The organism is Streptomyces sp. NPDC002055 (assembly GCF_040296705.1).
In the GTDB taxonomy this organism is placed as follows: Bacteria; Actinomycetota; Actinomycetes; order Streptomycetales; family Streptomycetaceae; genus Streptomyces.
On sequence record NZ_JBEOXS010000025.1, the window covers coordinates 82,849 to 106,382 of the forward strand.

Sequence of the window (23,534 nt, forward strand, 5' to 3'; positions counted from 1 at the left end):
CGTCGTGGCGGCGCACGTCGTCGTGGCGGCGCACGTCGTCGTGGCGGCGCACGTCGTCGTGGCGGCGCACGTCGTCGTGGCGGCGCACGTCGTCGTGGCGGCGCACGTCGTCGGCGCAACAGGCTTCGTCATCGTGTGGGGAAGTGAGGCCGTGCAGGGCTTCGTCATCCGCGTCGAGGTCGTCGCACACCTCGCGAAGGAACCGTGTGCTCTGCACGATGTCCGCCAAGCCGGAAGGGGGCCCGTAGTACGCCATCTCCGGTGCCCCCTCTTGGAGTTCCACTCCGTCATGGCACAACAGGGAGGCCGTCAGATCGGGGTGGAAGGGGGTTCCGAGAGCACCTTCGGCAGCGGCAATGTCGTCCGGCCGCGCTGCCGGGCGCAGCCGAGCATGGCTGAGGGGAGCATGTCGGGCCAGCCAGGCATCGATACGGGCCCACGACGCGTCAACTGCGGGAACGTCCATGGCTGGACTGTAGGGGCCGCCACTGACAACGACGGCCCTCTGTTCGATGAGCATCGCCGAAGGTCCGGCGGCCACACCGACGCGGCCTGCGTGCACGCCGGGTCCGCCGACCCCACACGACAGCCGGACGTCGGCCGGAATACGCTTGTCCGGGTACTCGATTGGTACGTCCGCAAGCCCATCCCAGGTGGGTCAGGCGGAGTGCCCCACCTGTTCCGAGGGACAGACCGCCACCGGAATCGCTCAGGCACGCTCGACCTGGATCAGGGTGAGAGCCGCAGCATGTCGGCGAGTTCGGCGGCCGGACCGGTGATGCTGCGGGGGTGGAGGACTTCCACGCGATGCACGATCCGGGGCGCGGAGATCGGCACGGCGACGATGCCGCGCAGATCGGCGGCCACAGGCAGGGGCAGTACGGTGAGCCCGCCTCCGGCGGCCACCAGGGTGCCGAGACCGCTGATGTCGCCGCCGCTGTAGCGGAGTTGGTGCCCGAAGCCGTCGGTCCGGGCTGCGGCCCGTAGGTGGCCCAGCGGCACGGCGGCGTCCGGGGCGTCGATCCAGCGGGCGTCCGCGAGGTCGCCGAGCCTCAGTGCGGAACGGCCCGCGAGTGGGTGGGCCGTGGGCAGCAGAACCGCCAGGGGCTCCTGGGCGACGGCGAAAGCCGTCAGCGGCCCGGCGTCGGGGAGCGGCAGGGGATCGCTGGGGGCCGCCGCGCCGTCGACCAGGGCGAGATCGGCCGCGCCGGTCAGCACCTCCCGCAGTGCCTCGTCGCGCCCGCACACCCGTACCGAGGCGGTGAGCTGCGGGGCCGCCGTGCGGATGCGGACCACCGCGTCCGCGGCGGCGGGCGTCAGGGCACCGGGGGTGCAGGCCACGGCGAGCCGTCCGGGGCGCAGTTGTCGCAGGCGCGCGATGTCGACGCGGGCCGCGTCCAGCCGGAGCAGCAGTGAGCGGGCGTGCTCCAGCAGGCGTGTGCCCGCCGCGGTCGGCGCCACCGGACGACGGGTGACCAGGGCGGTCTCCAGGTCGGTTTCGAGGGAGGCGATGTGCTGCGAGACGGCGGACTGGGTGTAGCCCAGCGCCCGGGCCGCGGCGGAGAAGGAACGGTGGTCGACCACGGCGACGAAAGTGCGGAGCTGCTGCGGATCCATGAGTATCAGTGTTGCTGATGGTCGATGCGCAGATCATCGTTGGACGCGATGCCGCGGACCGGCTCAGGATGGCCGCATGACCCACCCCGCTCGCGTCGCCCTCGTCGGCGACCGCTCCCCGCACGTCCGTTCCCACACACGCATTCCGGGACTGCTCGACGCCCTGCGCGAGCACGACGGCCTGGATCTGGACGCCTACTGGATTCCCACCGAGGAGGCGGGCGACACCACGGCGATGGCCTCCTTCGACGCGGTCTGGGTGCTGCCCGGCAGCCCCTACCGCAGTGAGGCCGGGGCGCTCGCGGCCATCCGCACCGCCCGCGAGCACCGCATTCCGTTGCTCGGCACCTGCGGCGGCTTCCAGCATGTGCTGCTCGAATACGCCCGCACCGTGTGCGGGCTGGAATCGGCGGGGCACGCCGAGAACGCGCCGGACACGGAAGCGGGCGACGCGGTGGTGGTGCCGCTGGTCTGTTCCCTGGTCGGCCACGAGGGCACGGTCGCGCTGACCGCGGGCTCCCGGGCCGAACAGTTCCTCGGCACCGAGTCCGTGGAGCACTACCACTGCACCTACGGTGCCAACCCGGACCACCTGGACCTGCTCGGCGCACACGGGCTGCGCTTCACCGGAACCGACGCGGACGGCGACGTACGCATCGCGGAGCTGCCGGACCACCCGTTCTTCCTCGCCACCCTGTTTCAGCCGGAACTCGCCGGCGACGGCGGCCGCGCCCATCCCCTCATCCGCGGTCTCGCGTCCGCGGCCGTCAGGCACACGGAGGTGGCCGCGTGACCGCTGCACCTACCCACCGATCACCTGTGGCCGCCCCCCCCCGTTATGTTCTTCGTGGTCCTGCAAGAGGGCCGCTGGCCTCCGGGCCCGGTATGACTGTTGCCCCCTGTCGATGGGATGACCTGGGGGGTGGTGTCACCGGGTCCGAGGGGTGCCGTCGGAGACGCTGATCAGAGGTCCGACCACCGCCTGGCCGGGCGCAATGCCCGGCCGTGAACAGGGCGGCAGGTCTGCATAACGTGGATGCGCGAGAACGGCCCCGCTTTCGAGGCCGGCACGCATCGACGCATGTGGGGGCACGATGGTCGACATCGACGGGGTAGGCGTCTTCCTGGGCCTGGACGTCGGCAAGCACGCACATCACGGCCACGGACTGACCCCGGCCGGGAAGAAAGTATTCGACAAGCCGCTGCCCAACAGCGAACCGAAGCTGCGGGCGGTCTTCGACAAGCTCACGGCCAAGTTCGGCACGGTTTTGCTGGTCGTGGACCAGCCCGCCTCCATCGGCGCCCTCCCCCTGACCGTCGCCCGCGATACGGGCTGCCAGGTCGCCTACCTGCCCGGGCTCGCGATGCGGCGGATCGCCGACCTCTACCCCGGCGAGGCCAAGACCGACGCGAAAGACGCAGCCGTCATCGCGGACGCCGCCCGCACCATGCCCCACACCCTGCGCACCCTCGATCTGACCGACGAGGTCACCGCGGAGCTGACCATGCTGGTCGGCTTCGACCAGGACCTCGCCGGGGAAGCCAACCGCACCTCCAACCGCATCCGCGGCCTGCTCACCCAGTTCCACCCCAGCCTCGAACGCGTCCTGGGCCCGCGCCTGGACCACCCGGCAGTGACCTGGCTCCTCGAGCGCTACGGGTCCCCGGCCGCCCTGCGCAAAGCCGGCCGCCGCAGGCTTGTCGAGGTCATCCGGCCCCGGGCACCGCGCATGGCCGAGCGGCTGGTCGACAACATTTTCACCGCGCTCGACGAGCAGACCGTCGTCGTCCCCGGCACCGGCACCCTCGACGTGATCGTCCCTTCACTGGCGAAGTCGCTGGCCGCCGTCCACGAACAACGCCGGGCCCTGGAAGCCCGGATCGAGAACCTGCTGGAGGCCCACCCTCTTTCCCAGGTCCTGACCTCGATGCCCGGCATCGCAGTCAGGACCGCCGCAGTCCTCCTGGCCACCATCGGCGACGGCAGCAACTTCCCCACCGCAGCCCACCTGGCCTCCTACGCCGGCCTCGCCCCGGCGACCCGGCAGTCGGGAACCTCAATCCACGGCGAACACGCCCCAAGAGGCGGGAACCGGCAGCTCAAACGGGCGATGTTCCTCTCCGCGTTCGCAGCCCTCCACGATCCCGCCTCCCGCACCTACTACGACCGCTGCCGAGCCCGAGGCAAAACCCACACCCAGGCCCTCCTCCGCCTCGCCCGCCACCGCATCAGCGTCCTCTTCGCCATGCTCCGCGACGGAACCTTCTACGAACCGAGAACCCCTCGACTCGCTTGACGAAGGACATAGAGGCACCCCCCCCCGGACGGTCCACGGCGCCCGCCGACCGGCCGGTCCTCCCTCCCCGGCCCCGCGGCGCCGGTCCTCCTGAGACACTGGCCGCGTGACGCTCACTCCTCGCGCGCCGGAACCCATCACCCCGGACCCGCCCGGCGACACCCCCCGGCCCCTGCTCACCCAGTCCTGGCTGGATCTCGCGTTCCTCCACTGGGCGGCCGATCGCGACGATGTGGCGAGACTCCTGCCGGCCGGGACGGTGCCCGACACCCTGAACGGGGTCACCCATGTCGGGCTCGTGGCCTTCCGGATGCACCGGGTGGGCTGGTTCCGTCTCCCCGGCATCCCCTATCTGGGCACCTTTCCCGAGACCAATGTCCGGCTGTACTCGGTCGACGAACACGGCCGCCGCGGCGTGGTCTTCCGCTCACTCGACGCCTCCCGGCTGATCCCGGTGGCGATGGCCCGCGCGGCCTTCCGGCTTCCCTACCTGTGGTCCCGGATGGGCATCGAGCGCGACGGCGACACCCTCACGTACACCAGTACGCGGCGCTGGCCGGGCCCCCGCGGGGCACACAGCCGGATCGCGATCCGCTTGGGCGAGCCGGTGGCCGAACCGACCGAGCTGGAGCACTTCCTGACGGCGCGCTGGGGCCTGCACAACGCGTTCTTCGGGCGCTCGGCGTACTTGCCGAACACCCACCCGCGCTGGCCCTTGCACCACGCCGAACTCCTCACGTGCGACGAGGACTTGATACGGGCAGCGGGACTCCCGGCCCCCACCGGGGCGCCGGTGAGCGTGCTGTACTCACCGGGGGTGCCCGTGCGCTTCGGCCGCCCCGCACGGCCGGGCGGGGTCCCCACACCCTGACGCCGGGTGGCCACGCGAAGTGCTCGAGTTGGCCCGTCGGGGCGTCCTCAGCACTCAGCTACCCTTGGGTGGAGCGGGTCGGCCGGTCGCCGAGCAACGCGTCGACGGCAGCGCGAATGGACTCGTCTTCGGTGAAGGCGCGCCAGCCACCGAAGTAGTGAAGGCGCCGGTCACTTCTGGGCAGGTCGCGCAGGAGCCGGACCGCGGGCCGGGCGGCGTGGCCCATCCGGGTCAGATGGCGCACCGCGGGGAGCATGACCGGTTTGTAGGTACCGTCGGCCAGTTCCTGCACGGCCTGCAGAAGAGCCGGGACACTGTTCTCAGTTTCGCCGGTCGCGGCCCAGAGCGCGTGCGCGGCCTCGACTCCGGTCCACGTGTCGGCCGCACCGGCCAACGTCCGGAGCCGATCCGCGAAGTCGGCAGCGTGCGGACCGAGGTCGGCCAGCTTGCGCAGGGCGGGGTGGGGGAATCGGCCCTCGGTGGCGGCAGGCCCCAGCACTCTCAGGGCTGGGCCCGGATCGCCGCCGACCTGCCAGTACGCCCAGGCGGCGAGCGCCACGTCCGCTCCGCCGGTACGGGACCGGGCCAGCAGCAGTTCACGTCCCCCGTTGCCCTCGACCCCGATGCCGGCCAGGGCCGTCGCCGCCGCGGTCCACCTCTCGTCGTCCTCCAGCAGGTCGAGCAGCTGGGGTACGGCTGTCTTGGCGGCAGGCCCCCAGGCGGCGAGCACGTCGCAGAGCTGCTCGACCAGCTGGACGTCCCCGGCGGGGGTCAGCCGGTCGCAGATCACCGGCAGCAGCGTTCCGGCATGTTCATGGAGGCGGACGAGTGCCTCGTAGAGGGTGGGCAGAACGGGATGGTGGAAGGCCTCACCGGCACTGCCGTAGAAGGCGGAGGCGGATGCGAACCCGGACCGGGCGCCGGCCACGCGCTCGGCCAGGCCGGGCAAACAGCGCGGATCGTTCATCCGGGCCAGCGCCCACAGAGCCGCATCGGCGACTGTCTCGCCGGTTCGCGACATGCGGGCGGCAGTATCGCCGAGCAGCCCGGCGACCGCGTCGGCGTGGACGCCGGCCGACGGGCCCAGGCAGGCCAGCAGTTCGGCTGCCCGGTAGCGCACCTCGGCGGCCCGGTCGTCCAGCCGTGCCGCGATGGCCGGCAGCAGTGCGCCGGCCGGTGAACGCCACTGCGACAGCAGGCCGCCCGCCTGCGCCAGGGAGCCGATTCGCTGTTCTGCGTCCGGATGGTCGGCCATCAGACCCAGGGTGAAAGCGGGGGATGCTCCCGCGAACAACGCCGCCGTCCGGTACTGGACAGCTCGCGCCCCGCCCTCCACCGAGCTGGTGTGCTGCCACAGTTCCACGCTCGGATCGCGCACCGCATCCAGCACGGTCTCCATGCGCCTCACGGCGAGACCCGAGTCACCGGCCGAGAGCGCATGCACCGCGGCCAGACGAAGCTGCGGCTCCGAGGACACGAGCAACGTCCGGAGGAGGGTGCCGGCCTCGTCGGACCGGTCACCGGCCGGCTCCCGGCGGACTGCCCGGCCCAGAGCGAGGACCAGATCGAGCCGGGTCGCCGGGTCACTCTCCGCCTGCCAACACCGCAGGAGTGCGGGCAGGATGAGCGCGCCGGGACTGGTGCAGGCACCGACCACGTGGGCCGCGACCCGCCGGATCTCCGCTTCGGGATCGGCCAGCAGGGCGAGCAACTGGGGAAGCGCCAGTTCCCAGGTCGACGACCAGCCGGGGTCCAGAAACCTTTCGGCGACCTGTCCGGCCTCCGAGGCCAGCCTCGCCACCAGTTCCAGCACCGTGCCACGGCTCGGCACGTGCGGGGCAGCAGCCAGACGGAGCAGAAAGGGCAGCGCGGCCGAGGCTGCCGAGCAGATCCATCCGCCTTGGTGGTAGAGCAGGTTGAGCAGCTCGAACGCGGCGCCCTCTGCGTCCGGCTGATCCGGTCCCGCGGATCGGTGCAGCAGGCCTGGCACGTCCTCAGCAGAACCGTAGTTGTGCTCCAGACCCGCCCAGTCGACCGCTTCCAGTCCCTCCCACATCCGCCTGACCCTACCTACTGGCTGAGACGCGGGGCGAAGAGGTTTCCACGCCGCGAGCGGCCCGGGACCCACCTGCTCAGCCCTGGCGAGGAGGTTTCCCGCCGGCCACGGCCGCCTCGTTCCGCGCCCGGACTCGCTCCATGGACAACGCCCCCAGGCCCACCAGTACGGCCGCTCCGGCCGCGTAGACCGGCAGCCACAGGGTCGTCGTGGCGGACAGGCAGTCGGCAACGGCCTCATGGGCTGCACGTCCTGTGCGTGCGACAGGGCGGCACCGTCGCGGCCGGCGAGGTTCGCCCAGTACATCGCCATCCGCCAACAGCCGGAGCCGTGGGTAGAGGGCGTGGTGCGGCCGGTGCTCGTCCCGTCAGGATGCGTTTGCGTCGCGCAGGCTGCGGAAGAAGGCGCGGATGTCGCCGACAAGCAGGTCCGGCTGCTCCATGGCGGCGAAGTGGCCGCCTCGGTCGAACTCCGTCCAGCGAACGATGTTGTTCGTGCGTTCAGCGATGTGCCGCAGGACGATGAAGTTCTCTTGTGGGAAGGCGGCGAGCGCAGTGGGGACCGTTGAGGGCTCCGGCGGCTTTCCCTGGTAGGCGGCGTGGGCGCGCTCGTAGTAGACGCGCCCGGAGGAGCCAGCGGTCCCGGTGAGCCAGTACAGCATCACATTGGTCAGCAGGTGGTCACGGTCGACGGCGTCCTCGGGCCGGTCGGCGCTGTCCGTCCACTCCTTGAACTTCTCCGCGATCCAGGCGAGTTGGCCGACGGGCGAGTCGGTGAGTGCGTAGGCGAGGGTCTGCGGACGCGTGGACTGGATGTCCGCGTAGCCCTGCTTGTCGCGGCCCCATGCCTGCATCCGCTCCCATGAGGCCCTGGTGCGCTCACGTTCCGCGGGGCTGAGGGCGGCGAGTTCCGCCTCGGTCGGCTCGGCTGTCGCCCCGGCACCGGGTATCAGGTTCAGATGGACGCCGATGACGTGGTCGGGGCGGATGCGGCCCAGTTCGCGGGAGATCGCCGATCCCCAGTCGCCGCCCTGCGTCCCGTAAGGCTGGTAGCCCAGGCGCTGCATCAACTCGGCGAAGGCGGCCGCGATCCGCTGGTATTCCCAGCCCCGGTCGCGGGTAGGGCCGGAGAACCCGAAGCCGGGGATGCTCGGCAGGACCAGATGGAAGGCATCCGCAGGATCGGCGCCGTGCGCCCGGGGGTCGGTGAGCGGGCCTGCGATCCGCTCGAACTCGACGATGGATCCGGGCCATCCGTGCGTGATGATCAGTGGTGTGGCATCCGGTTCCGGGGAGCGGATGTGCGCGAAATGGATGTTCGCGCCATCGATCGTGGTCGTGAACTGCGGCCACTGGTTCAGACGAGTCTCTGCCGCCCGCCAGTCGTACTCGTGCCGCCAGTAGTGCGCGAGTTCCCGCAGGTAGTCACGCGGAACGCCGTAGTCCCAGCCGACGTCGGGCAGTTCGTCCGGCCACCGGGTGCGGTCCAGGCGATACCTCAGATCGTCCAAGTCATTGTCCGGGATCGAGACTCGGAACGGTTGGATGCTGTCATCCGGCGGTGTCGTCATGGTGCCGCAGTTTAGGTGGTCTTGCCGCTTTCGTGATCGGCGGTTTTTCTGCCGGGCCCAGACGCTCCTTTTGCGCACCGGCAGAGGCTTGTAAGGGGTAGTCCTTCCATTCGGGCAACCTGCCCCGAGCAAGCGATCAGCCGGGATGCCGTCCGAATCGTCGATGAACGGCATCGACGCATCTCACGCCGTGGCGACTGCCGCATCGTTCTGGACCGGTAGGCGGAACAGCACAGCCGGGAAACAACGGCTCTGCGCCAGTACTGCCCTTCCGCCTCCTGCCTCCTGCCTCCTGCCTCCTGCCTCCTGCCTCCCGCCATGGGGCTACCAGGGGATGGTGCCGTCCTCCTCGAAGAACCCGCCGGTCGGGCCACCGTCGGGCAGCGTGGCGAGACGGATCGCTGTGACCGCGCCCTGCTCGGGTGTGCGAGGTCCCCGGAAGCCGTTGAAGTCGGTGGCGACATAGCCCGGGCAGGCAGCGTTGACCAGGATGTTCGTGCCGGCCAACTGCCGGGCGTACTGCACGGTGACGGCGTTGAGGAATGTCTTCGACGGCGCGTAAGCCGCCATGACCGGGCCGACCTCGATGCCGGGGTCGACCTGCCGGGTCAGGGACCCGACACTGCTGGAGACGTTGACGATGCGCGGCGACACCGAGCGCCGCAGCAGCGGCAGCATCGCGTTGGTCACCCGCATGACACCGATGACATTGGTCTCCACGACCGTACGGAGGTCGCCGAAGTCGACCGCGGTCGGGTCCTGTACCCACCCCGGCCCCAGCTCTCCCGAGATGCCGGCGTTGTTGACCAGGGCGTCCAGGTGCCCGGCAAGCCCTTCGACCAGTTCGGCGGCCCGGGTGACGCTCTGATGGTCGGTCACGTCCAACGGCACCTCGAACGCGTCCGCCCCGGCGGCGCGCAGCTTCTCGACCGCGGCCTCGCGCCGGGTCCGGTCGCGGGCTCCCACACCCACCCGGTAGCCGAGAGCCCCCAGCCCGGCCGCGATCTCATATCCGATTCCCTTGTTCGCGCCGGTCACCAGCGCAAGCTTCTTCTCGCTCATGCCGTCGATGCTGTCCCGTCGGCCGGTGGCCGCTCCAACACCGATCCGGTCCCCTGTGATACCTGCCGGGTATGGCTCCAGTACGCTGAGGTCATGGACGGTCTGGAGACTCGTGAGCTGAGGTACTTCACGGCGGTCGCCGAGGAGTTGCACTTCGGCCGCGCCGCCGAACGCCTCGGCATGGCTCAGCCGCCGCTGTCCCGGGCGATTCAGCGTCTGGAGCGGCGGCTGGGCGTCCTGCTGCTGGAACGCAACCGCCGCGGTGTCGCCCTCACCGGCGCCGGCGAGGTGCTGCTGAACGAGGCCCGCGTCACCCTCGACGCGGCCGCCGCCGCGGCTCGCCGCACCCGCCGCGCCGCGTCCCCCAGCAGCCCGTTGGTGCTGGTGACGAAGGCCACCGGATCCCACGACATCCTGCGGAAGCTGCTCGACGCCCACGCCGCCGAACCCGACGCGGCCGAGGTCGAGGTGGTGCTGTGCGGAGTCGGTGAGGAGGAACGGCTCCTGCGCGACGGGCGCGCCGACGTCGCGCTGCTGCACCCGCTCTTCAGCTCCCTCGCCGGGTTCGACAGCGAGGAGTTGCTGACCGAAGGGCAGGTTGCCGTCCTGCCTGCCGGACATCCGCTTGCCGCGCGCCCGGCCCTGTCCATGGCCGACGTCGACGATGTCCCCGATCTGCCGCCCGCCCGCTGGCCCCGCCACGACGGGACCTACCCGCCCGGACCGGGCCCCGAGATCCGCGACCTGTCGCAGTTGACCCAGCTCATCGCCCTCGGCCGCACCCTGGCCGTTCTCCCCGCTTCCGCCCGCGCCTGGCTGTGGAGCGCGCACGCCGCCGTCCCCCTCACCGACGCACCCGCCGTGACCACCCACATCGCCTGGCCCTCGCACAGCCGCTCGCGCGCCCTCGCCGGGCTGATCCGCACAGCCACTCGGCTCTGACGAGGCAACTCGCCGATCGTCGGTCTTCGGATCCGTCCCGGCGGGGACCGCACCCGGCGACACGGCCGACAGCGCAGCCCCGCGCGCCCAGCGCAACGGCAACGGCCACATCCGCGTCCGCGCCGCCTTCCGCGCCCCGCAGAACCGGCATGTGGCCGCCGGCGTGGAACCCGACGACACGGCGGCCGTGCGCACACACCTGCTGACGATGTTCGACGGCTGGGACGAGAACCTGCCCGGTCACAGGCCGACGATGTCCCCGGCCCTCTTGAACACGGAGTCGAGCGTGTCCACCACGGCGTTCTGCCGCCTCGCCCGTGCCGCCCGGTCCGCCGGCACCAGCCGCGCCGCGGCCTGCTCGGCGCAGGCGTCCGGGTCGCCGAAGGCAGTGCGCGGATGCTCTCCCGTCTCCGCGCAGTGCGCCGTGACATCCTTGACCGCCTGGAGCACCACTGCCCGGTCCACGCCCGGCTGCATGGCCAGCCGTACCTGGAAACGCGCCATCCACCGTTCGCGGTCCTTCTCCCTCGCCGCGCCCGCCTTCTGGTCCCTCTTCGCCACGTGCTCTCCCGGGTGATCGGCAGTCGTCCGTCACCGACTGGGACGCCGGGGCATCCACGTGGGTTGCGGCAACCGGAATCCGATGAGTTCCAGCTGACCGGCGCCGGGAACAGCGGCACCGTCCTGGCCTGCAGCTTCTGGGCATCAGGCCCCCGGTAGCCCATCGGCTACGGCAACACGTCGGGTGACACCTCATCTTGGTGGTCGCCCCGACCTGAGACACGCCGAAGCCGTACCGGATATCTGCCGTGTCTGTTCCTGCGGCCCGCACGACGCTAGCGTCGAGTCTCGTGATCGTATGGCGGGTGATCCAGAATCATGGGATGGTCACGCTTGAGACTCCCCGTTTGATCCTGCGTCGCTGGCGCGAGGAAGACGTCGCGCCCATGGCTGCCCTCCATGCCGACCCCGAGGTCATGCGGTGGATCCGTGACGGCAGCGTCCGTGACGCACAGCAGACTCGCGACGGGATCCAGGCATGGGAGCGCGAGTGGGAGTCACAGGGCTTCGGCCTGTTCGCCGTGGAGATCCGGTCCACGGGCGAGCTGGCCGGGTTCACCGGCCTTTCGGTGCCCGGCTTCTTGCCGGAGGTGCTGCCGGCGGTTGAGGTCGGCTGGCGGCTGGGACGTTCCCACTGGGGGCAGGGTTTGGCCACCGAGGCCGCTGCGGCCGCCGTACGGTTCGGGTTCGAAGAGCGAGGGCTGGAGCGGATCGTCAGCATCGCTCAAGTGGGCAACGACGCCTCGACACGGATCATGACCAAGCTGGGGATGCATCCGGTCCGTGAGACGGTCAATCCCACCTGCGGTCGGCGCGTACGGGTGTTCGCGTTGTCGTCGGACCAGTACGTCACCAGCACTCGTTGATGGCGGCAGCGAGGACGGCACTCGGCGGGGCATGTCCCGCCGAGGACACCGGTGCGGACCCGGAACCGTATGCCCTGCCGCGGCTTCCCGTTGTCCGGTCAGAAGTCCAGCTCCACATAGTCGATGTCGGTGAACTCGACCAGCAGCCCCTCGGCGCGCCGGCCACCGTCCTTGAAGTAGACCTCCTGGAGCCCCTCGGCGGCGATGCCCCGTAGCTGCTGGTCGGTGGCTCCGGCGGCCTGGGCGTCGAAGAGCCGGGCCGCGTACTCCGGCGGCAGGTGCTGGGTGACGCGACGGATCCGCGCGTCGTCGGTGGAGCCGGGGGCCGCGGTGAAGCCGAACCGCGCGCGGGTCTCGATGACGATGCCGGTGGCGGTGGCGGCCTGCTTCCTGGCCCGGTCCCGCACCCGCGGCTGCCAGCGCTTGCGCACCTCGTCCGCCAGCCGGGCCGCGAGCTCCGTGCGCGGGCGCTTCAGCCGGCCCTTGACGTAGCGCTCCACGGTCCGCTGCGAAACGCCCAGCAGTTCGGCCACGGCCCTGGTGCCCTTCAGCTGCTTGACCAGGAACCGCATCCGGGCCTGCGCCGACTTCGGCATCGGCCGGGTGAAGTTCGCCGCCGTGGCCCGGTCGAGACTGTCCTCGAAGATGCCCATCGTCCGGTCCTACTCTCCGTCGTCGGCGGCGTCGGTGCCCTTGATGTGCCGGGCGGGGTTGTTCCCCTCGTCGAGCAGTTGCACCGCCCACAGCAGGTCCCGGGTGCCCTCGTGCTTGACCATGCCGGGACTGACGCCCAGCCGGAAGCAGCCGGGGGCGGGCTTCCCGTCCGGTGTGCGGGGCAGGACGTCCAGCGGGCTCGGGCCGTCGGCGAGGTAGACCGCACAGTCGGACAGCAGGGCGACGGGGAGAAGGGCGTCGTCGTCGAACCGGAGGTGGCCGGTGGGTGCCGCGGACCGCTGGCCGGCCAGTGCGGTCCTGACCAGCTTGCGGTGCATGTTGACCCGGGCGGTGGAGATGACGGCGGCACGGATGTCCGGGCGCCAGGTGGGCCGTTCCAGGGCCGGCCAGCGCTCGCCGAACCGGTATCCCATGCCCTGAGGGCGCTCCCGCAGCTTGCCGATGCCGCCCTTGACGGTGGACTTGATGGCGGTCAGCACCGCGGCCAGGCCGGGGTCGGTCTGCCGGTGGTGTTCCATCGCGGCCAGGAACTCCCGCTCCGGCATGCCGCTGGTGACGCCGAGGTCGGCCATGGTCGCCTTGTACGCCTCCGCGAGGTGCTTGTACCAGGGGTCCAGGTACGGGCCCGATGCGCGGCGGATCCATGCTTCCAGCGGCCGGACGGTGGCGGGGAGCCGGTAGGTGTCGATCAGCTCCTGGGCGTAGGCGACGGTCGGTGTCGCGTACCAGGCCGGGCCCTCCGGGCGGCTGCCGTCCGGGGTGAACGGGCTGGGCAGGCGCGGGTCGAGTTCGATGCCGGACAGGTCCACCAGCCAGGAGCCCGGGGTCTTCTTGTCGAAGACCGGCGATGCCACGTGGACGGGTGCGCCGAGGCCGACCGGGAGCCGGTTGGCGGCGGCGAGAAAGGCGGTGTTCACATCGATGCCGACCGCGAACCGGCGCTCGCACTCGGCGTCGGTGAGCAGTTGCGGGTCACGGATCCACTCGTACGCCTCCTCGTCCAGGACTTCGGCCGGGGTGCGCTGGTGGCTGCGGGGGTGGAGGGCCGCGGCGACGGGGTGTTCGGCGGGTGCTTCGGGGGGTGCGGGGTCGACGGGTTCGGTGAGCGAGCCGGGGACCGGGCCGGAGGCCCACCCTCCGGTGGCCTCGTCGCGTACGGCGCGGGTGGGCGGGCGCAGCGCGGTCATGGCTTCCAGGCCGGAGACGGCGGTCGAGCCGCGGGGGGTGATCACCCGGGTCGCGTAGGTGCCGAGGAGCTGCGCCAGGTCGGCCGGCGGCAGTCGGTCGGCGGTTCCCCACGAGCGGGAGTCCAGCGCCTCCCAGGGAAGGACGGCCAGTTGGACGCAGTGGCGGCGGCCGCCCTGCGCGGGGCGGTAGACGCGGGCCCAGGGGCCGAATCCGCGGCGGGTCAGCTGCCACTTCGCGCGCTTGATGTCCTTGACGACCCGGTGGTCGTCGGGCAGCCGGAGCCCGCGCCGGTCGGCCAGCCGCGCCGGGAGGCCGAGGCGCTCGGCGGCGGCCGCGGTGAGGACGATCAGCGGGTCGGAGTCCTTGCCCGCGGCGTGCAGCCGGGGCGCTCCCAGCTGTGCTTCGCGGAGGGTCCATTCGACCAGGGAGACGACGCTTTCGGCCGGGCAGTCGAGGACCAGGCCGCCGAGGCAGTACAGCGCACCGTCGCCGTCCAGCACGCCGAGCGGTCCGTGGGCGAACCGCTCGTCGGCGGAGGGAGTGGCCGAGGTCGAGGTCGGGGCCGGGGCCGGGGTGCTCGCGGCATCGCGCTGCGGGCCGGGGATCCGCCCGTCGGGGTTCTGCGGGCCGGAGTTCCGCGGGCCGGAGTTCCGCGGGCCGGGGTTCCGCTCACCGCGCGGCGGACCGGACTTCCGCGCCCCCGGCTCCTGAGGACCGGGCCCTCGCGAACCGGACTGTCGCGAACCGGACCGCTGGGAATCGGCCTCCTGGAGGCCGCTCCGGGAGCCGGGCCTCCGGAAGCCGGGCCCGGCTTCCGCCTCGTCCGCCTCGTTCACCTCGCCGGCCGGAGCGGGCCGGGCATCCGACGGGCCGGTTTCACTGCCGGGCCGCGGCACCACGTCGGGTGCGGACGGCGCCGTCGGGGCGGCGGTTCGCTGCACGGGCGCCGCCGGTACAGGGGCGGGCGGTGCGGGCGCGGCCGGGGCGGGGGTTGCCACCGTGCCGTCCGGCGGATAGAGCTTCGCCAGCTCCCGCAGAAGGTGCGCATAGTCGTCCCGCTGTGGCGGCCGCGGATCGGTCCTGCCGTTCTCCCAGTTCACCAGCGTGGCACGGCGCACCCCGAGCGCGTCGGCGACCTGGTCCTGGGTCAGGCCGTGCGCCTTGCGCAACCGCTCGCGTTCCGCGGGCGGAGGGAGGACGGGCTGACTGGCGATCAGAGCGTTGATCGCGGCAAGTCGATCGGACATGGAACACCTCCAGGGCCCATACTAGCGTCTGGATTCGACATTCTGCGTACTTTCCGCGCTCATTTGCTCGTGACGCGCGGTGGGCAGCCTAGCCGGAGCGAAACCCTCCGCTTGCCCCGGGCTCGCCACCGGCAGACCGGGCGAGCCCGCCCACCGCGCGCCGGAAGGGCCCACTCCGAGAACGGCTCCCGACACCGACCGGCACGGCCCGGGACCGGTGCCGGCACAGACGCCCGTTTGGCTGGAATTATCTGCTTGCTACTGCTCTCCGCGCCCCGGAGCATGCCGTTATGCGCTTCTCGATCAACATTCCGAATTTCGGGGACTTCGCGGACGCACGGACTGTTGCGGCAGTGGCCCACGCGGCGGAACAGGCCGGATGGGACGGCTTGTTCGTCTGGGACCATGTGGTGCACGACATGCGTCAACGGCGGACCTTCGGGGATCCCTGGATGCTGCTCACCGCCGCGGCGCTCGCCACCAGCCGTATCCGGCTCGGCACGCTCGTCACCCCCGTCGCCCGGCGCCGTCCTCACCAGCTCGCCCGGCAAGTGGCCACGCTGGACCACATCAGCGGCGGCCGCGTCGTCTTCGGAGCCGGGCTGGGCGGTCCCATCGAGGACGAGTACGGCAGCTTCGGTGAGCCCACCGATCCGACCGTGCTGGCCGAGCACCTGGACGAGGGCCTGGACCTCCTCGAACGCTACTGGTCCGGTGAACCGGTGACCCACCACGGCGATCACTACGAGGTGCGGGACGTCACGCTGCTGCCCCCGACGGTGCAGCGCCCCCGGGTGCCCGTCTGGATCGCCGGGTTCTGGCCGCGCCGCCGCCCGATGCGCCGGGCCGCGCGGTGGGACGGCGCGGTGCCCCTCTTCGAGTCGGCGAAGCACGGTCACGCACCGCCCGTCGACGAAGTCCGGGAGCTGGCGCGCTACGTGAACGCTCGGCGGGGCGAGCGGAGCGGAGAACCGTTCGACCTCGTCGTCGGTGGCACCAGCCCCACGGTCCCCGCGGCGGCACACGACCTGATCGGGCCGCTGATCGACGCCGGCGCCACCTGGTGGGACGAGCGCCATGTCATCGACGAGGGCATCGACGAACTCGCCCCGCTGATGCGGCGCATCGAGCACGGGCCGCCCCGCTTCTGACCGTTCGCGGACCGCATGTGCCGCCGCGCGGTGGGGTCAACCGGACCGACCGTGCCCGCGCGGCCGTGCGGAGCGGGCCGCGTGGTGGTCGGTGCGCGCTTCCACGAGGGGCCGGCAGGTGGGCGGCCCCGTCGGGGTGCTGCCACTGGGCCACGGCCCCCGCCCGGCCGGGCGGGTTCCCCCGGGCAGGGGCGGCCGACGGCTGCCGCGCGCCCGCTGCCCGGTCAGAAGTCCTTCCCCTTCGACACCTGCAGGTCCTTCGGGATCGCGGGGAGCACCCGCTGCTCCGAAGTGGTTTCGCGCATGCTGCCGGGACGGGTGAAGGCATCACGTCCGGCCTGCTGGAAGGTGACCGTGGGGCCGTCCTTTCGCAGATTGCCGCCCTTGGGGCGCAGGCCGTCGAGTGCGGGGAGTTCGTAGGAGGTGGCGCCGCGGGCGGCCTGGGCCAGGAAGGCCGCGGTCATCTGGGCCACTTGGGCGCGTGCCGCGGCCGGGGAAGCGACCTCGGATGCCGAGCAGTCACCGTTGCCGCCGTCCTGGTCGGTGGGCGCGAGGCTGGTGTTGAGCATCCGGTGGCCGGTGCCCGCCAGGAGCGCGTCCGCGGCGACCTTCGTCGAACCGGATCCGGCGAGCTTCTTCATGGTGTCCAGGCCCGCGTCCGGACCGAGGTCCTCGTCGCAGGCACCCCGGATGTTGAGCACGGGAACCCGGTGCGGGGCCCGCTCGGCGTTCTCCCCCGGCTCGACGGCCACGGCCCCGAAGAGCCCGGCGCGTTCGGCGGCCTTCGGCGACAGAACGTAGCCGCCGCCGCGGCTGTGTCCCACCAGCCCCACGCGGGAGGTGTCGATCCGCCCCTTGACGCCCGGCAGGTCGAGGCCGTGCGTGATGCCCCGGTTGACGTCGGAGAGCAGCTTCAGGTGGGTGCCGACCAGTTGGGTGTAGCCCTTCTCGGCCACCGTCTCGCCTCCCCACCCGTACTCGGCGGCCGCCACATCGATGGACACCGCGACGAAGCCCTTACGGGTCAGCGCCTGCACCATGGAGGACAGCCCCGCGTCCTGCCGCAGATAGCCGGGTCCCACTCCCTGCGCTTCCCTCGTGCCGGCCCTGCCGGGTGACGCGCAGACCAGGGGCCAGCGGGTCTGCACCGCATCGCGGGCGATCCCGGGTGCTCCGTCCCGGACACAGTTCTGGTGCAGACCGTGCAGCACGACGACGACCGGGTGGGGGCCGCCGCCCTGAGGCATGCCCAGGACGCCGTGCACCTGGGTGGGGTTGCCCCTGCCCCCGGGGACGTTCTTGATCATGCCGGGGGCGAGCCGGTAGCGCGTGAGCCCGTCCGCACTGCCCCGCTGGGCATGAGTGGTGCCCCCGGAGGCTTCGAAGGCACCGGTGGTGAGGGACAGGCCCACGGCGGACGTGGCGAGGAGAACCGCGGGCCAGAGGAGCGCTTTCTTCATGCCCCGGAGGATGCAGAACGGAAAGACCCGGTTCCGCATTCACCAGCCACGATCACCATGGCTCGCTGTGTCGAGCCGGTGGTGCGGGCGGCGCCGCTTCGGCGTACGCGCGTCAGGGGGAGGACGGGCCGAGGTGGGCCCGCAGAGACAGCGCCAATCGGTCGGCGTCCCCGGCAGTCACACGTTCCTGCTCGGGCCGCCTGAGCAAGTCGAACACAGCCGGCCCACGGCACTCCGGGGAGAGGCTTTCGCTCCGCGGCACGATGTGGAAGTGCACATGGGCGAAGCCTTCGGCTTCAGCGAACTGCACCACATAGGACTTGACGCACCCGGTCACCCGGTGGAGAGCTCGGGAGAGCCTGACCTGCCAGATTCCCAGTGTCGCGGCCTCTGCATCGGTCAGATCGGCGATCGCCGTGACATGGCGACGCGGCAGGAGGACGAGCCAGCCGGGCAGCGCGGTGGTGATCCCATGTGCCACTCTCCAGTGTTCGTCAAACGCAATGCACTCGCGCGGCGGCAGACGACCGAACTCCGCTTCTCTGCCGCATGGATAACAGTCGGGCACCGTCATGCGGAGGATGATAGACGCGGATCCGGCTCACCATGCCTCCACACGGGAACGTGAAGCTGGGGGACGATTTCCCGTTCCCGGCCAAGAGCTTCAGGACCGGCGACTGACGAGGCCCGGCGCACGACGGGAGGGCCCCGGCGCCGACGCGCCGGGGCCCTCCCGCTCCCTCCCTGGGGCTACCGCTTCTTCCCGCTCGTGGAGGCGGCCGGCCCGGAGCCGTGCTTCGCTCCGTTCCCGCCGTGCCCGGAGCCGTGTTGCGGGCCGTACGCGGTCAGGAACCGGTCGCGGAAGGAGTCCATCGGCCACACCGGCGCCTTCGGGCTGGGCTTCAGCCCCTCCTCCCACCCCCAGCCGGATATGCGGTCCAGCACCGCGGGGTCGCGGGCGACGATGGAGATCGGCACGTCCCGGTTGGCGTGGTCGCCGGTGACCATCGGGACCGGCTGGTGGTCGCCGAGGAAGACGAGCACGGTGTTGTCCTTGCCGTACTTCTCCAGGTACTCGGTGAGGCTGGTCACCGAGTACTGGATGGAGCGCCGGTACTCGTTGGCCACGTGGTCCGGGTCCTTCCACACCTCTTCGGGGTTCTTGCCGGCCTTGTTGATGGCCTTGTAGACCGAGCCGTCGCCCACCTCGTCCCAGCCGATCATCTTGGGTATGGGCGCCCAGGGCTGATGGCTGGAGACGAGGATGGCCTCGGTCATCAGCGGCTTGGACCGCTCCTTGCCGTGCTCCAGGCGCTCGAAGGCCTTCAGGCTGTACTGGTCCGGCACGGGCGACCAGCTGAACTTCGGACCCCGGTAGCCGATGTCACGTGAGTCGTAGACATGGTCGAGGCCGTAGAACTTGCCTTCCGGCCAGGCCCGGGTGACGCCCGGCATGAGGCCGACCGTCCGCCAGGCGTTCGTCCGCTGGAAGGCACCGGTCAGCGTGAAGCGGTCGCTCGACGTGACGCTCCGGTAGCGCTGCTGGTTCTTGATCCAGAGGCCCGAGTTGAAGGTCGAGTGGGCCAGCCAGCTGCCGCCGCCGAACGTCGGCGAGTGGAGGAAAGCGCTGCGGGAGTGGAAACCGGCGGCACGCAGGGCGGTGTTCCGCTTCTCGAGCACGTCGCCGACCTGCCGCGCCATCCTCGGGTCCTCGATGGCGCTGCGGCCGTAGCTCTCGATGAACGCGAAGATGACGTCCTTGCCCCGAAGGCCGGTCAGCAGCTGGTCGGCGGGAGTCCGGCGGAACTTGTCGGCAGCGGCTTCCTTGGCGAACTGCCGCTCGTCCCGGATGCCGGCCCGCACCCGGTCCACCCGGTCGTCGACGCGCGCCACCGTGGTCTTGGCCGCGACGGGAACGCCGGCGATCTGCAGGCCCAGGGCGGTGCAGATGACCCATACGGTTCCCAGCACCAGGGTGGTGCGGGTCGCCACCGCGCTGTGGCGGGCCATCAGACGCGTCAGGCGGAGGACCGACAGCGTCATGAGGACCAGCAGAGCGAGCACGAGGACCACGACTCCGATGACGGCACCGATCGCGCCCGCCTGCCCGACCGAGTCCCTCAGATACGCCTCGGCGTCGTCGAACAGAATCCAGTCGAGGATCAGGTCGAACGGCCGGTCCAGCACCGAGTGGAAGCCCATGTCCAGCAGGTTCAGCACGGTGAGCAGGCCGAGCCCCACCCCGCCGAGCACCGCCGTCACCCGCCTCGCCTTCGGGGGCAGGACGAGGAGCAGAGCGGCGCCGAAGACGGCCTCCACCGGGATGCGGAAGAACGCGCCGGGGGTGAGGCGGGGAAGCTGGTTCGGCATCAGGAGGGCGCACAGTACGAGGGCACCGGCCAGTCCGGTCGTCACCCACCGCAGGGTCCGCGCCGCGCCCGGATGCCGGCCCGGCCGGCCACCGCCCGAGGCCGGGTCACCGGGGCCGCCACCATCGGGGCCGCCACCATCGGAGTCGCCGTCGTCACCGCTGTTCCCGGTGGTGACAGCGGCAACCGCCGCCCCGTGCCGCTCGTCCGGGCCGCGCTCCCCCGCGCCGCCGGGCTCCTGCCCGCTGTCGTCCCCCGAGCCGCCCGAGCCCGCCCGAGTGCCGCGCCCCGCGGCGCCGTCCCCCGCACCGCCGGGCTCCTCGGCACCGTCCCCCGCGGAACCGGACTCCTCGGCACCGGCGCTTCCCTCCGGGCCGTTCGCGGTGCCGGAGTCCTCCATCCCCGAGGGCTCTTCGGGGCGGTCCCCCGCCGTCCCCGCCTCGCCCGAGTGCTTCGCGTCCGCGCGGCCCTTCCCGTTGCCCGCGGTAGCGAGTTCGGCCCCGTCCGGGCCGTCGGTGTCGCCGCTTCTCTCCGGATGTGCGGCCTCCGGATGTGCGGCCCCCGGTTGCTCGGTCTCCGGTTGCTCGGTCTCCGATCGTTCGGTCTCCGATTGCGCAGAGCCGTCGGAGGCCGTCGGCCCGTCGGTCTCCTCGGTTCCGGTGCCGTCGGAGCCCGCAGTGCCGGCTCCCCCCTCGATGGCATCCTCATGCGCCGCTGAGCCGCCGGTACTGCCGGCGGTGTCCTGATCCGAGACGTCGTCGGACGCATCCTCCGGAGGACTGTCCGGCCGTTGAACCTCTTCTGTGGTCGCCTTGTCCGTATTCGGAAGCTGACGAGAGCTTGTGAAGCGCGACAACCCGAAGGTCCTTCCTTGCGAAAGCCGGTGGTGGCAGGGCGGGCCAGGCTCGGGAGTTCTGGGCCGCCGATATCTGTACGGTCCACCGGCCGCTTCAGTTCAATCGGCGGAGCCCCGGTCCCTCAGGCCCGTGAGCGGTGCGGCGGCTCCGCTCGGCGAAGCCGCCGCAAAGCGCACCAACTCCCCCATGACCTGCGCTTCCGTGGCTTCACAGCAGGGGTCGCGCACAGGACGCCCGGGCCGTGACGGCCGGACGCTCCGGACCGCGAACGCTTCCCGGCATTCCGGGACGTTGCCCTCCGCATCGCCGCCGCCATCGCAGGGCGACTGCCGGTGGCGGCCCCTCTCACCGCCCGGCCGGCGGGCCACCGGAAGGCGACGACGGGGCAGTTTTCCACAGTTCGATCACACGTCCGCCATACATGCGTACTTCATGCGAAGATTCCGGTCCCCGGTTCGAGCGGACCGGGGGATGAGGGGAACAGCGTGAAACCACCGACGAGACGATCCACCATCGGCGCGGTCCTGACAGGGTGTCTGTCGGCCGCCCTCCTGCCCGCCTCGGCCGCGCACGCGGCGGAGGTCCGGACGGCCGACAGCGCAACGGCCGAGTCCTTCGCCCGTATCGCCGATGCCGTCCTGACCGAGCGCACCGAGACCCTGGTGAACACCCGGTCGGCGAAGCACCTGGCGCCGCGGCACTCCGGGACCGTGCGCCTCTCGAAGCGCCTGGCCCGGGCCGAGGACACCGCCCTGTCCTCACTGGAAACCCGCAAGGACCGGCTGGCCTCCTTGGGCGAGGCGTACACCGGCGCCGACACCCGGGTGCGGGTGGGAAGCACCCGTGTCCGGGGCGGGAAGGCCACCGTCCGGGTCACCGAGACCACCACGCTCACCTACCAGAAGATCCGCGGCGACGAGCCCGCGACCACCGGTTTCCAGGCGCACCACGAGCTGAGCCTCACCGCCGGCCCGGACGGCACCTGGCAGCTCACCGGCATCCGGCCGACGGACGAGGGGCCCCGGCCCGTCAACGCCCCCGCCGAGAAGGCGGCGGTGGCGAGCGCGGCTTCCGGCCCCAACGCGACTCCGGCAGCCACGTCGTGGCCGTCGCCGTCCAGGCCGAAGACCGGCGGGTCCTACAACTACGCAGCCATGGCGACGTACGCGGAGAAGTACTGGAGCAACTACAACCCCGCGTACCGCAGGTTCAACGATGTGGGCGGGGACTGCACCAACTTCGTCAGCCAGGCCCTCAAGGCAGGCGGCTGGAAGCACGACTCGGGACTGTATTCGGACTACCGCAACTGGTGGTACGACTCCTCGAACCAGACGATGTCCTGGGTGGGGGCAGACGACTGGTCCTGGTTCACGCTGTCCTCCAAGCGCGCGACCAACCTGTCCAATGTCTACCAGTTGGGCGTCGGGGACGTTCTGCAGATGGACTTCGACCGGGACGGGGCCAAGGATCACTCAATGATCACGACCTACCGGAGCCGGTCCGGGGTCCCGTACCTGACCTACCACTCCACCAACACGTACCGGAAGTCGGTGGCGAGCATCGTGGCGTCCTACCCGCGGTCGCTCTACTACGCGTACCGGACCTGACACCCGGCGGTCCCAGCCCGGCCGGGCCCGGCGCTCGCGGAGCTCCCGGGCCCGGCCCGGTGGGTGGGACCCGGCGCGGCAGCACATCCGTCGGGACGGGAGCGGAGACACCTCGGCGCGCTGCCCGCCCCGGGCAACAGGGAAGACGCTAGCCTGCAAAAATCATGCGTTTTGCCCTGAAAGGAGTGCTTGATGAGTAGTCGTCTCAACCCGTACATCAGCTTCGACGGCAAGGCCCGGGAAGCGATGGAGTTCTACCGGGCCGTCTTCGGGGGCACCCTGGCGCTGCACACCTTCGGGGAACTCGGCATGAAGGAGCCCGGGCAGGCCGACAAGATCATGCACGGCATGCTCGAGACCACCAGCGGGTTCACGCTGATGGGTGCCGACACCCCACCGGGCATGGAGCACAACCCCGGCAACAACATCGCCGTGAGCGTGAGCGGGGAGGACCCCGACGAGTTGCGCGGCTACTGGACCAAGCTGTCCGGTGACGGCACCGTGTCGGTCCCGCTGGAGAAGCAGATGTGGGGTGATGTCTTCGGGATGTGCGTGGACCGGTTCGGCATCGCCTGGATGGTCAACATCGCCCAGCCCGAAGGCTGAGCGCGGCGCTCCGCGGCTTCGGGGACGGAGGGTCCGGTCGGTCATCGCTCCCTGCCGGACGCCGGCGGCACGGCCGTGCCCGGGCGGACCGCGCAGGGAGGCGACGGACACCCGGCGCCGCGCGGTTTCCGGGCAACCGCAGCCGGCCCGTCCGGTCTCCCCGGAGTCGCAAGGCTCGTGGTCACCGTGACAGCTCTCCGCCGCCCCGATGGGGCGATGGAGCGACGACGGGACGTGGGGGCGATGGAACCGCAGGGAGTGGCCCTCCCGCCCGGCAAGCAGCAAGCACCGTGTCGACGGCCTGACCGAAAATGCCGCCCCTCGATGCCTGTGGCAATTTCTCGCCCTCGACACGCCCCCGCCGCGGCTGTTGACTCTCGGCAAGCGCCGGCTCATTCGACGCCTCCCCCCACGGAACGTCCCACGCCGTGCATCGCCGAGCCGATCGAGGGGTCCCATGGACGGACGAACGACAGGGCCGGGCCCGCCGGCGTCGACGGGGGCCGACGGTCCACGTCACCCGCCGCGACGA

General features: G+C 71.4%; 19 protein-coding genes. 8 read left to right on the top strand and 11 right to left on the bottom strand.

The features are described from left to right. Nucleotides 1–466, bottom strand: a 466-nt coding sequence (locus ABT112_RS17735) for an SMI1/KNR4 family protein (protein ID WP_502975382.1), incomplete at its 3' end; no start/stop codon positions are given. A gap of 263 nt (nucleotides 467–729) precedes the next feature. Continuing rightward, a complete protein-coding gene (locus tag ABT112_RS17740; RefSeq protein WP_351510537.1) occupies nucleotides 730–1,617 on the bottom strand; it encodes a LysR family transcriptional regulator in 888 nt (295 codons plus the stop codon). 76 nt (nucleotides 1,618–1,693) lie between these two features. On the opposite strand from ABT112_RS17740, the gene ABT112_RS17745 reads away from it, so the two are divergent. The 3 genes from ABT112_RS17745 to ABT112_RS17755 all read left to right on the top strand — a co-directional run bounded on the left by ABT112_RS17745 (nucleotide 1,694) and on the right by ABT112_RS17755 (nucleotide 4,785). Then, nucleotides 1,694–2,410: a CTP synthase C-terminal region-related (seleno)protein gene (locus ABT112_RS17745; RefSeq protein WP_351510539.1), complete on the top strand. Its 717-nt coding sequence runs from the start codon at nucleotides 1,694–1,696 to the stop codon at nucleotides 2,408–2,410. A 301-nt stretch (nucleotides 2,411–2,711) separates the two neighbouring features. Continuing rightward, nucleotides 2,712–3,914, top strand: a complete 1,203-nt coding sequence (locus ABT112_RS17750) for an IS110 family RNA-guided transposase (RefSeq protein WP_351510541.1) — start codon at nucleotides 2,712–2,714, stop codon at nucleotides 3,912–3,914. A gap of 106 nt (nucleotides 3,915–4,020) precedes the next feature. Beyond that, nucleotides 4,021–4,785: a YqjF family protein gene (locus tag ABT112_RS17755; protein WP_351510543.1), complete on the top strand. Its 765-nt coding sequence runs from the start codon at nucleotides 4,021–4,023 to the stop codon at nucleotides 4,783–4,785. 58 nt (nucleotides 4,786–4,843) lie between these two features. Here the strand turns inward: ABT112_RS17755 and ABT112_RS17760 are convergent, their stop codons facing one another. The 3 genes from ABT112_RS17760 to ABT112_RS17770 all read right to left on the bottom strand — a co-directional run bounded on the left by ABT112_RS17760 (nucleotide 4,844) and on the right by ABT112_RS17770 (nucleotide 9,473). Then, nucleotides 4,844–6,841 carry a HEAT repeat domain-containing protein gene (locus tag ABT112_RS17760; RefSeq protein WP_351510545.1) on the bottom strand — a complete coding sequence of 666 codons (1,998 nt, stop codon included), beginning with the start codon at nucleotides 6,839–6,841 and terminating at the stop codon, nucleotides 4,844–4,846. Between the two features lie 367 nt (nucleotides 6,842–7,208). Beyond that, the gene (locus tag ABT112_RS17765; protein WP_351510547.1) at nucleotides 7,209–8,411 is read right to left on the bottom strand and encodes an epoxide hydrolase family protein; all 1,203 of its coding nucleotides are present in this window, start codon (nucleotides 8,409–8,411) and stop codon (nucleotides 7,209–7,211) included. A gap of 324 nt (nucleotides 8,412–8,735) precedes the next feature. Next, complete coding sequence (locus tag ABT112_RS17770) at nucleotides 8,736–9,473, bottom strand: SDR family oxidoreductase (protein ID WP_351510549.1); 738 nt, start codon at nucleotides 9,471–9,473, stop codon at nucleotides 8,736–8,738. Nucleotides 9,474–9,566: 93 nt separating this feature from the next. Between ABT112_RS17770 and ABT112_RS17775 the strand changes: the two genes are divergently transcribed. Beyond that, nucleotides 9,567–10,415 (top strand): LysR family transcriptional regulator, encoded by an 849-nt coding sequence (locus tag ABT112_RS17775; RefSeq protein ID WP_351510551.1) that lies wholly within the window; start codon nucleotides 9,567–9,569, stop codon nucleotides 10,413–10,415. 240 nt (nucleotides 10,416–10,655) lie between these two features. Here ABT112_RS17775 and ABT112_RS17780 read toward each other — a convergent pair whose 3' ends face one another. Then, nucleotides 10,656–10,976, bottom strand: a complete 321-nt coding sequence (locus ABT112_RS17780) for a hypothetical protein (RefSeq protein WP_351510553.1) — start codon at nucleotides 10,974–10,976, stop codon at nucleotides 10,656–10,658. Nucleotides 10,977–11,299: 323 nt separating this feature from the next. Between ABT112_RS17780 and ABT112_RS17785 the strand changes: the two genes are divergently transcribed. Then, a complete protein-coding gene (locus tag ABT112_RS17785; protein ID WP_351510590.1) occupies nucleotides 11,300–11,842 on the top strand; it encodes a GNAT family N-acetyltransferase in 543 nt (180 codons plus the stop codon). A gap of 98 nt (nucleotides 11,843–11,940) precedes the next feature. On the opposite strand, the gene tpg is transcribed toward ABT112_RS17785, so the two are convergent. Next, nucleotides 11,941–12,495: a telomere-protecting terminal protein Tpg gene (gene tpg, locus ABT112_RS17790; protein WP_351510554.1), complete on the bottom strand. Its 555-nt coding sequence runs from the start codon at nucleotides 12,493–12,495 to the stop codon at nucleotides 11,941–11,943. 9 nt (nucleotides 12,496–12,504) lie between these two features. After that, the gene (gene tap / locus ABT112_RS17795) at nucleotides 12,505–14,952 is read right to left on the bottom strand and encodes a telomere-associated protein Tap (protein ID WP_351510556.1); all 2,448 of its coding nucleotides are present in this window, start codon (nucleotides 14,950–14,952) and stop codon (nucleotides 12,505–12,507) included. A gap of 290 nt (nucleotides 14,953–15,242) precedes the next feature. On the opposite strand from tap, the gene ABT112_RS17800 reads away from it, so the two are divergent. Continuing rightward, complete coding sequence (locus ABT112_RS17800; RefSeq protein WP_351510558.1) at nucleotides 15,243–16,103, top strand: LLM class flavin-dependent oxidoreductase; 861 nt, start codon at nucleotides 15,243–15,245, stop codon at nucleotides 16,101–16,103. 224 nt (nucleotides 16,104–16,327) lie between these two features. Here ABT112_RS17800 and ABT112_RS17805 read toward each other — a convergent pair whose 3' ends face one another. The 3 genes from ABT112_RS17805 to ABT112_RS17815 form a co-directional block, all read right to left on the bottom strand. Further along, entirely contained in the window at nucleotides 16,328–17,563 is a 1,236-nt protein-coding gene (locus ABT112_RS17805) for a dienelactone hydrolase family protein (RefSeq protein ID WP_351510560.1), read from the bottom strand. A gap of 112 nt (nucleotides 17,564–17,675) precedes the next feature. Beyond that, nucleotides 17,676–18,137, bottom strand: coding sequence for an HIT family protein (locus ABT112_RS17810; protein WP_351510562.1), 462 nt, complete (start codon nucleotides 18,135–18,137; stop codon nucleotides 17,676–17,678). 176 nt (nucleotides 18,138–18,313) lie between these two features. Continuing rightward, nucleotides 18,314–20,332 (bottom strand): alkaline phosphatase family protein, encoded by a 2,019-nt coding sequence (locus ABT112_RS17815; RefSeq protein WP_351510564.1) that lies wholly within the window; start codon nucleotides 20,330–20,332, stop codon nucleotides 18,314–18,316. Between the two features lie 942 nt (nucleotides 20,333–21,274). Between ABT112_RS17815 and ABT112_RS17820 the strand changes: the two genes are divergently transcribed. Both ABT112_RS17820 and ABT112_RS17825 read left to right on the top strand, forming a co-directional pair. Continuing rightward, entirely contained in the window at nucleotides 21,275–22,396 is a 1,122-nt protein-coding gene (locus tag ABT112_RS17820) for an amidase domain-containing protein (RefSeq protein WP_351510566.1), read from the top strand. A gap of 192 nt (nucleotides 22,397–22,588) precedes the next feature. Then, complete coding sequence (locus tag ABT112_RS17825; protein ID WP_351510568.1) at nucleotides 22,589–23,002, top strand: VOC family protein; 414 nt, start codon at nucleotides 22,589–22,591, stop codon at nucleotides 23,000–23,002. Nucleotides 23,003–23,534: the final 532 nt, after the last annotated feature.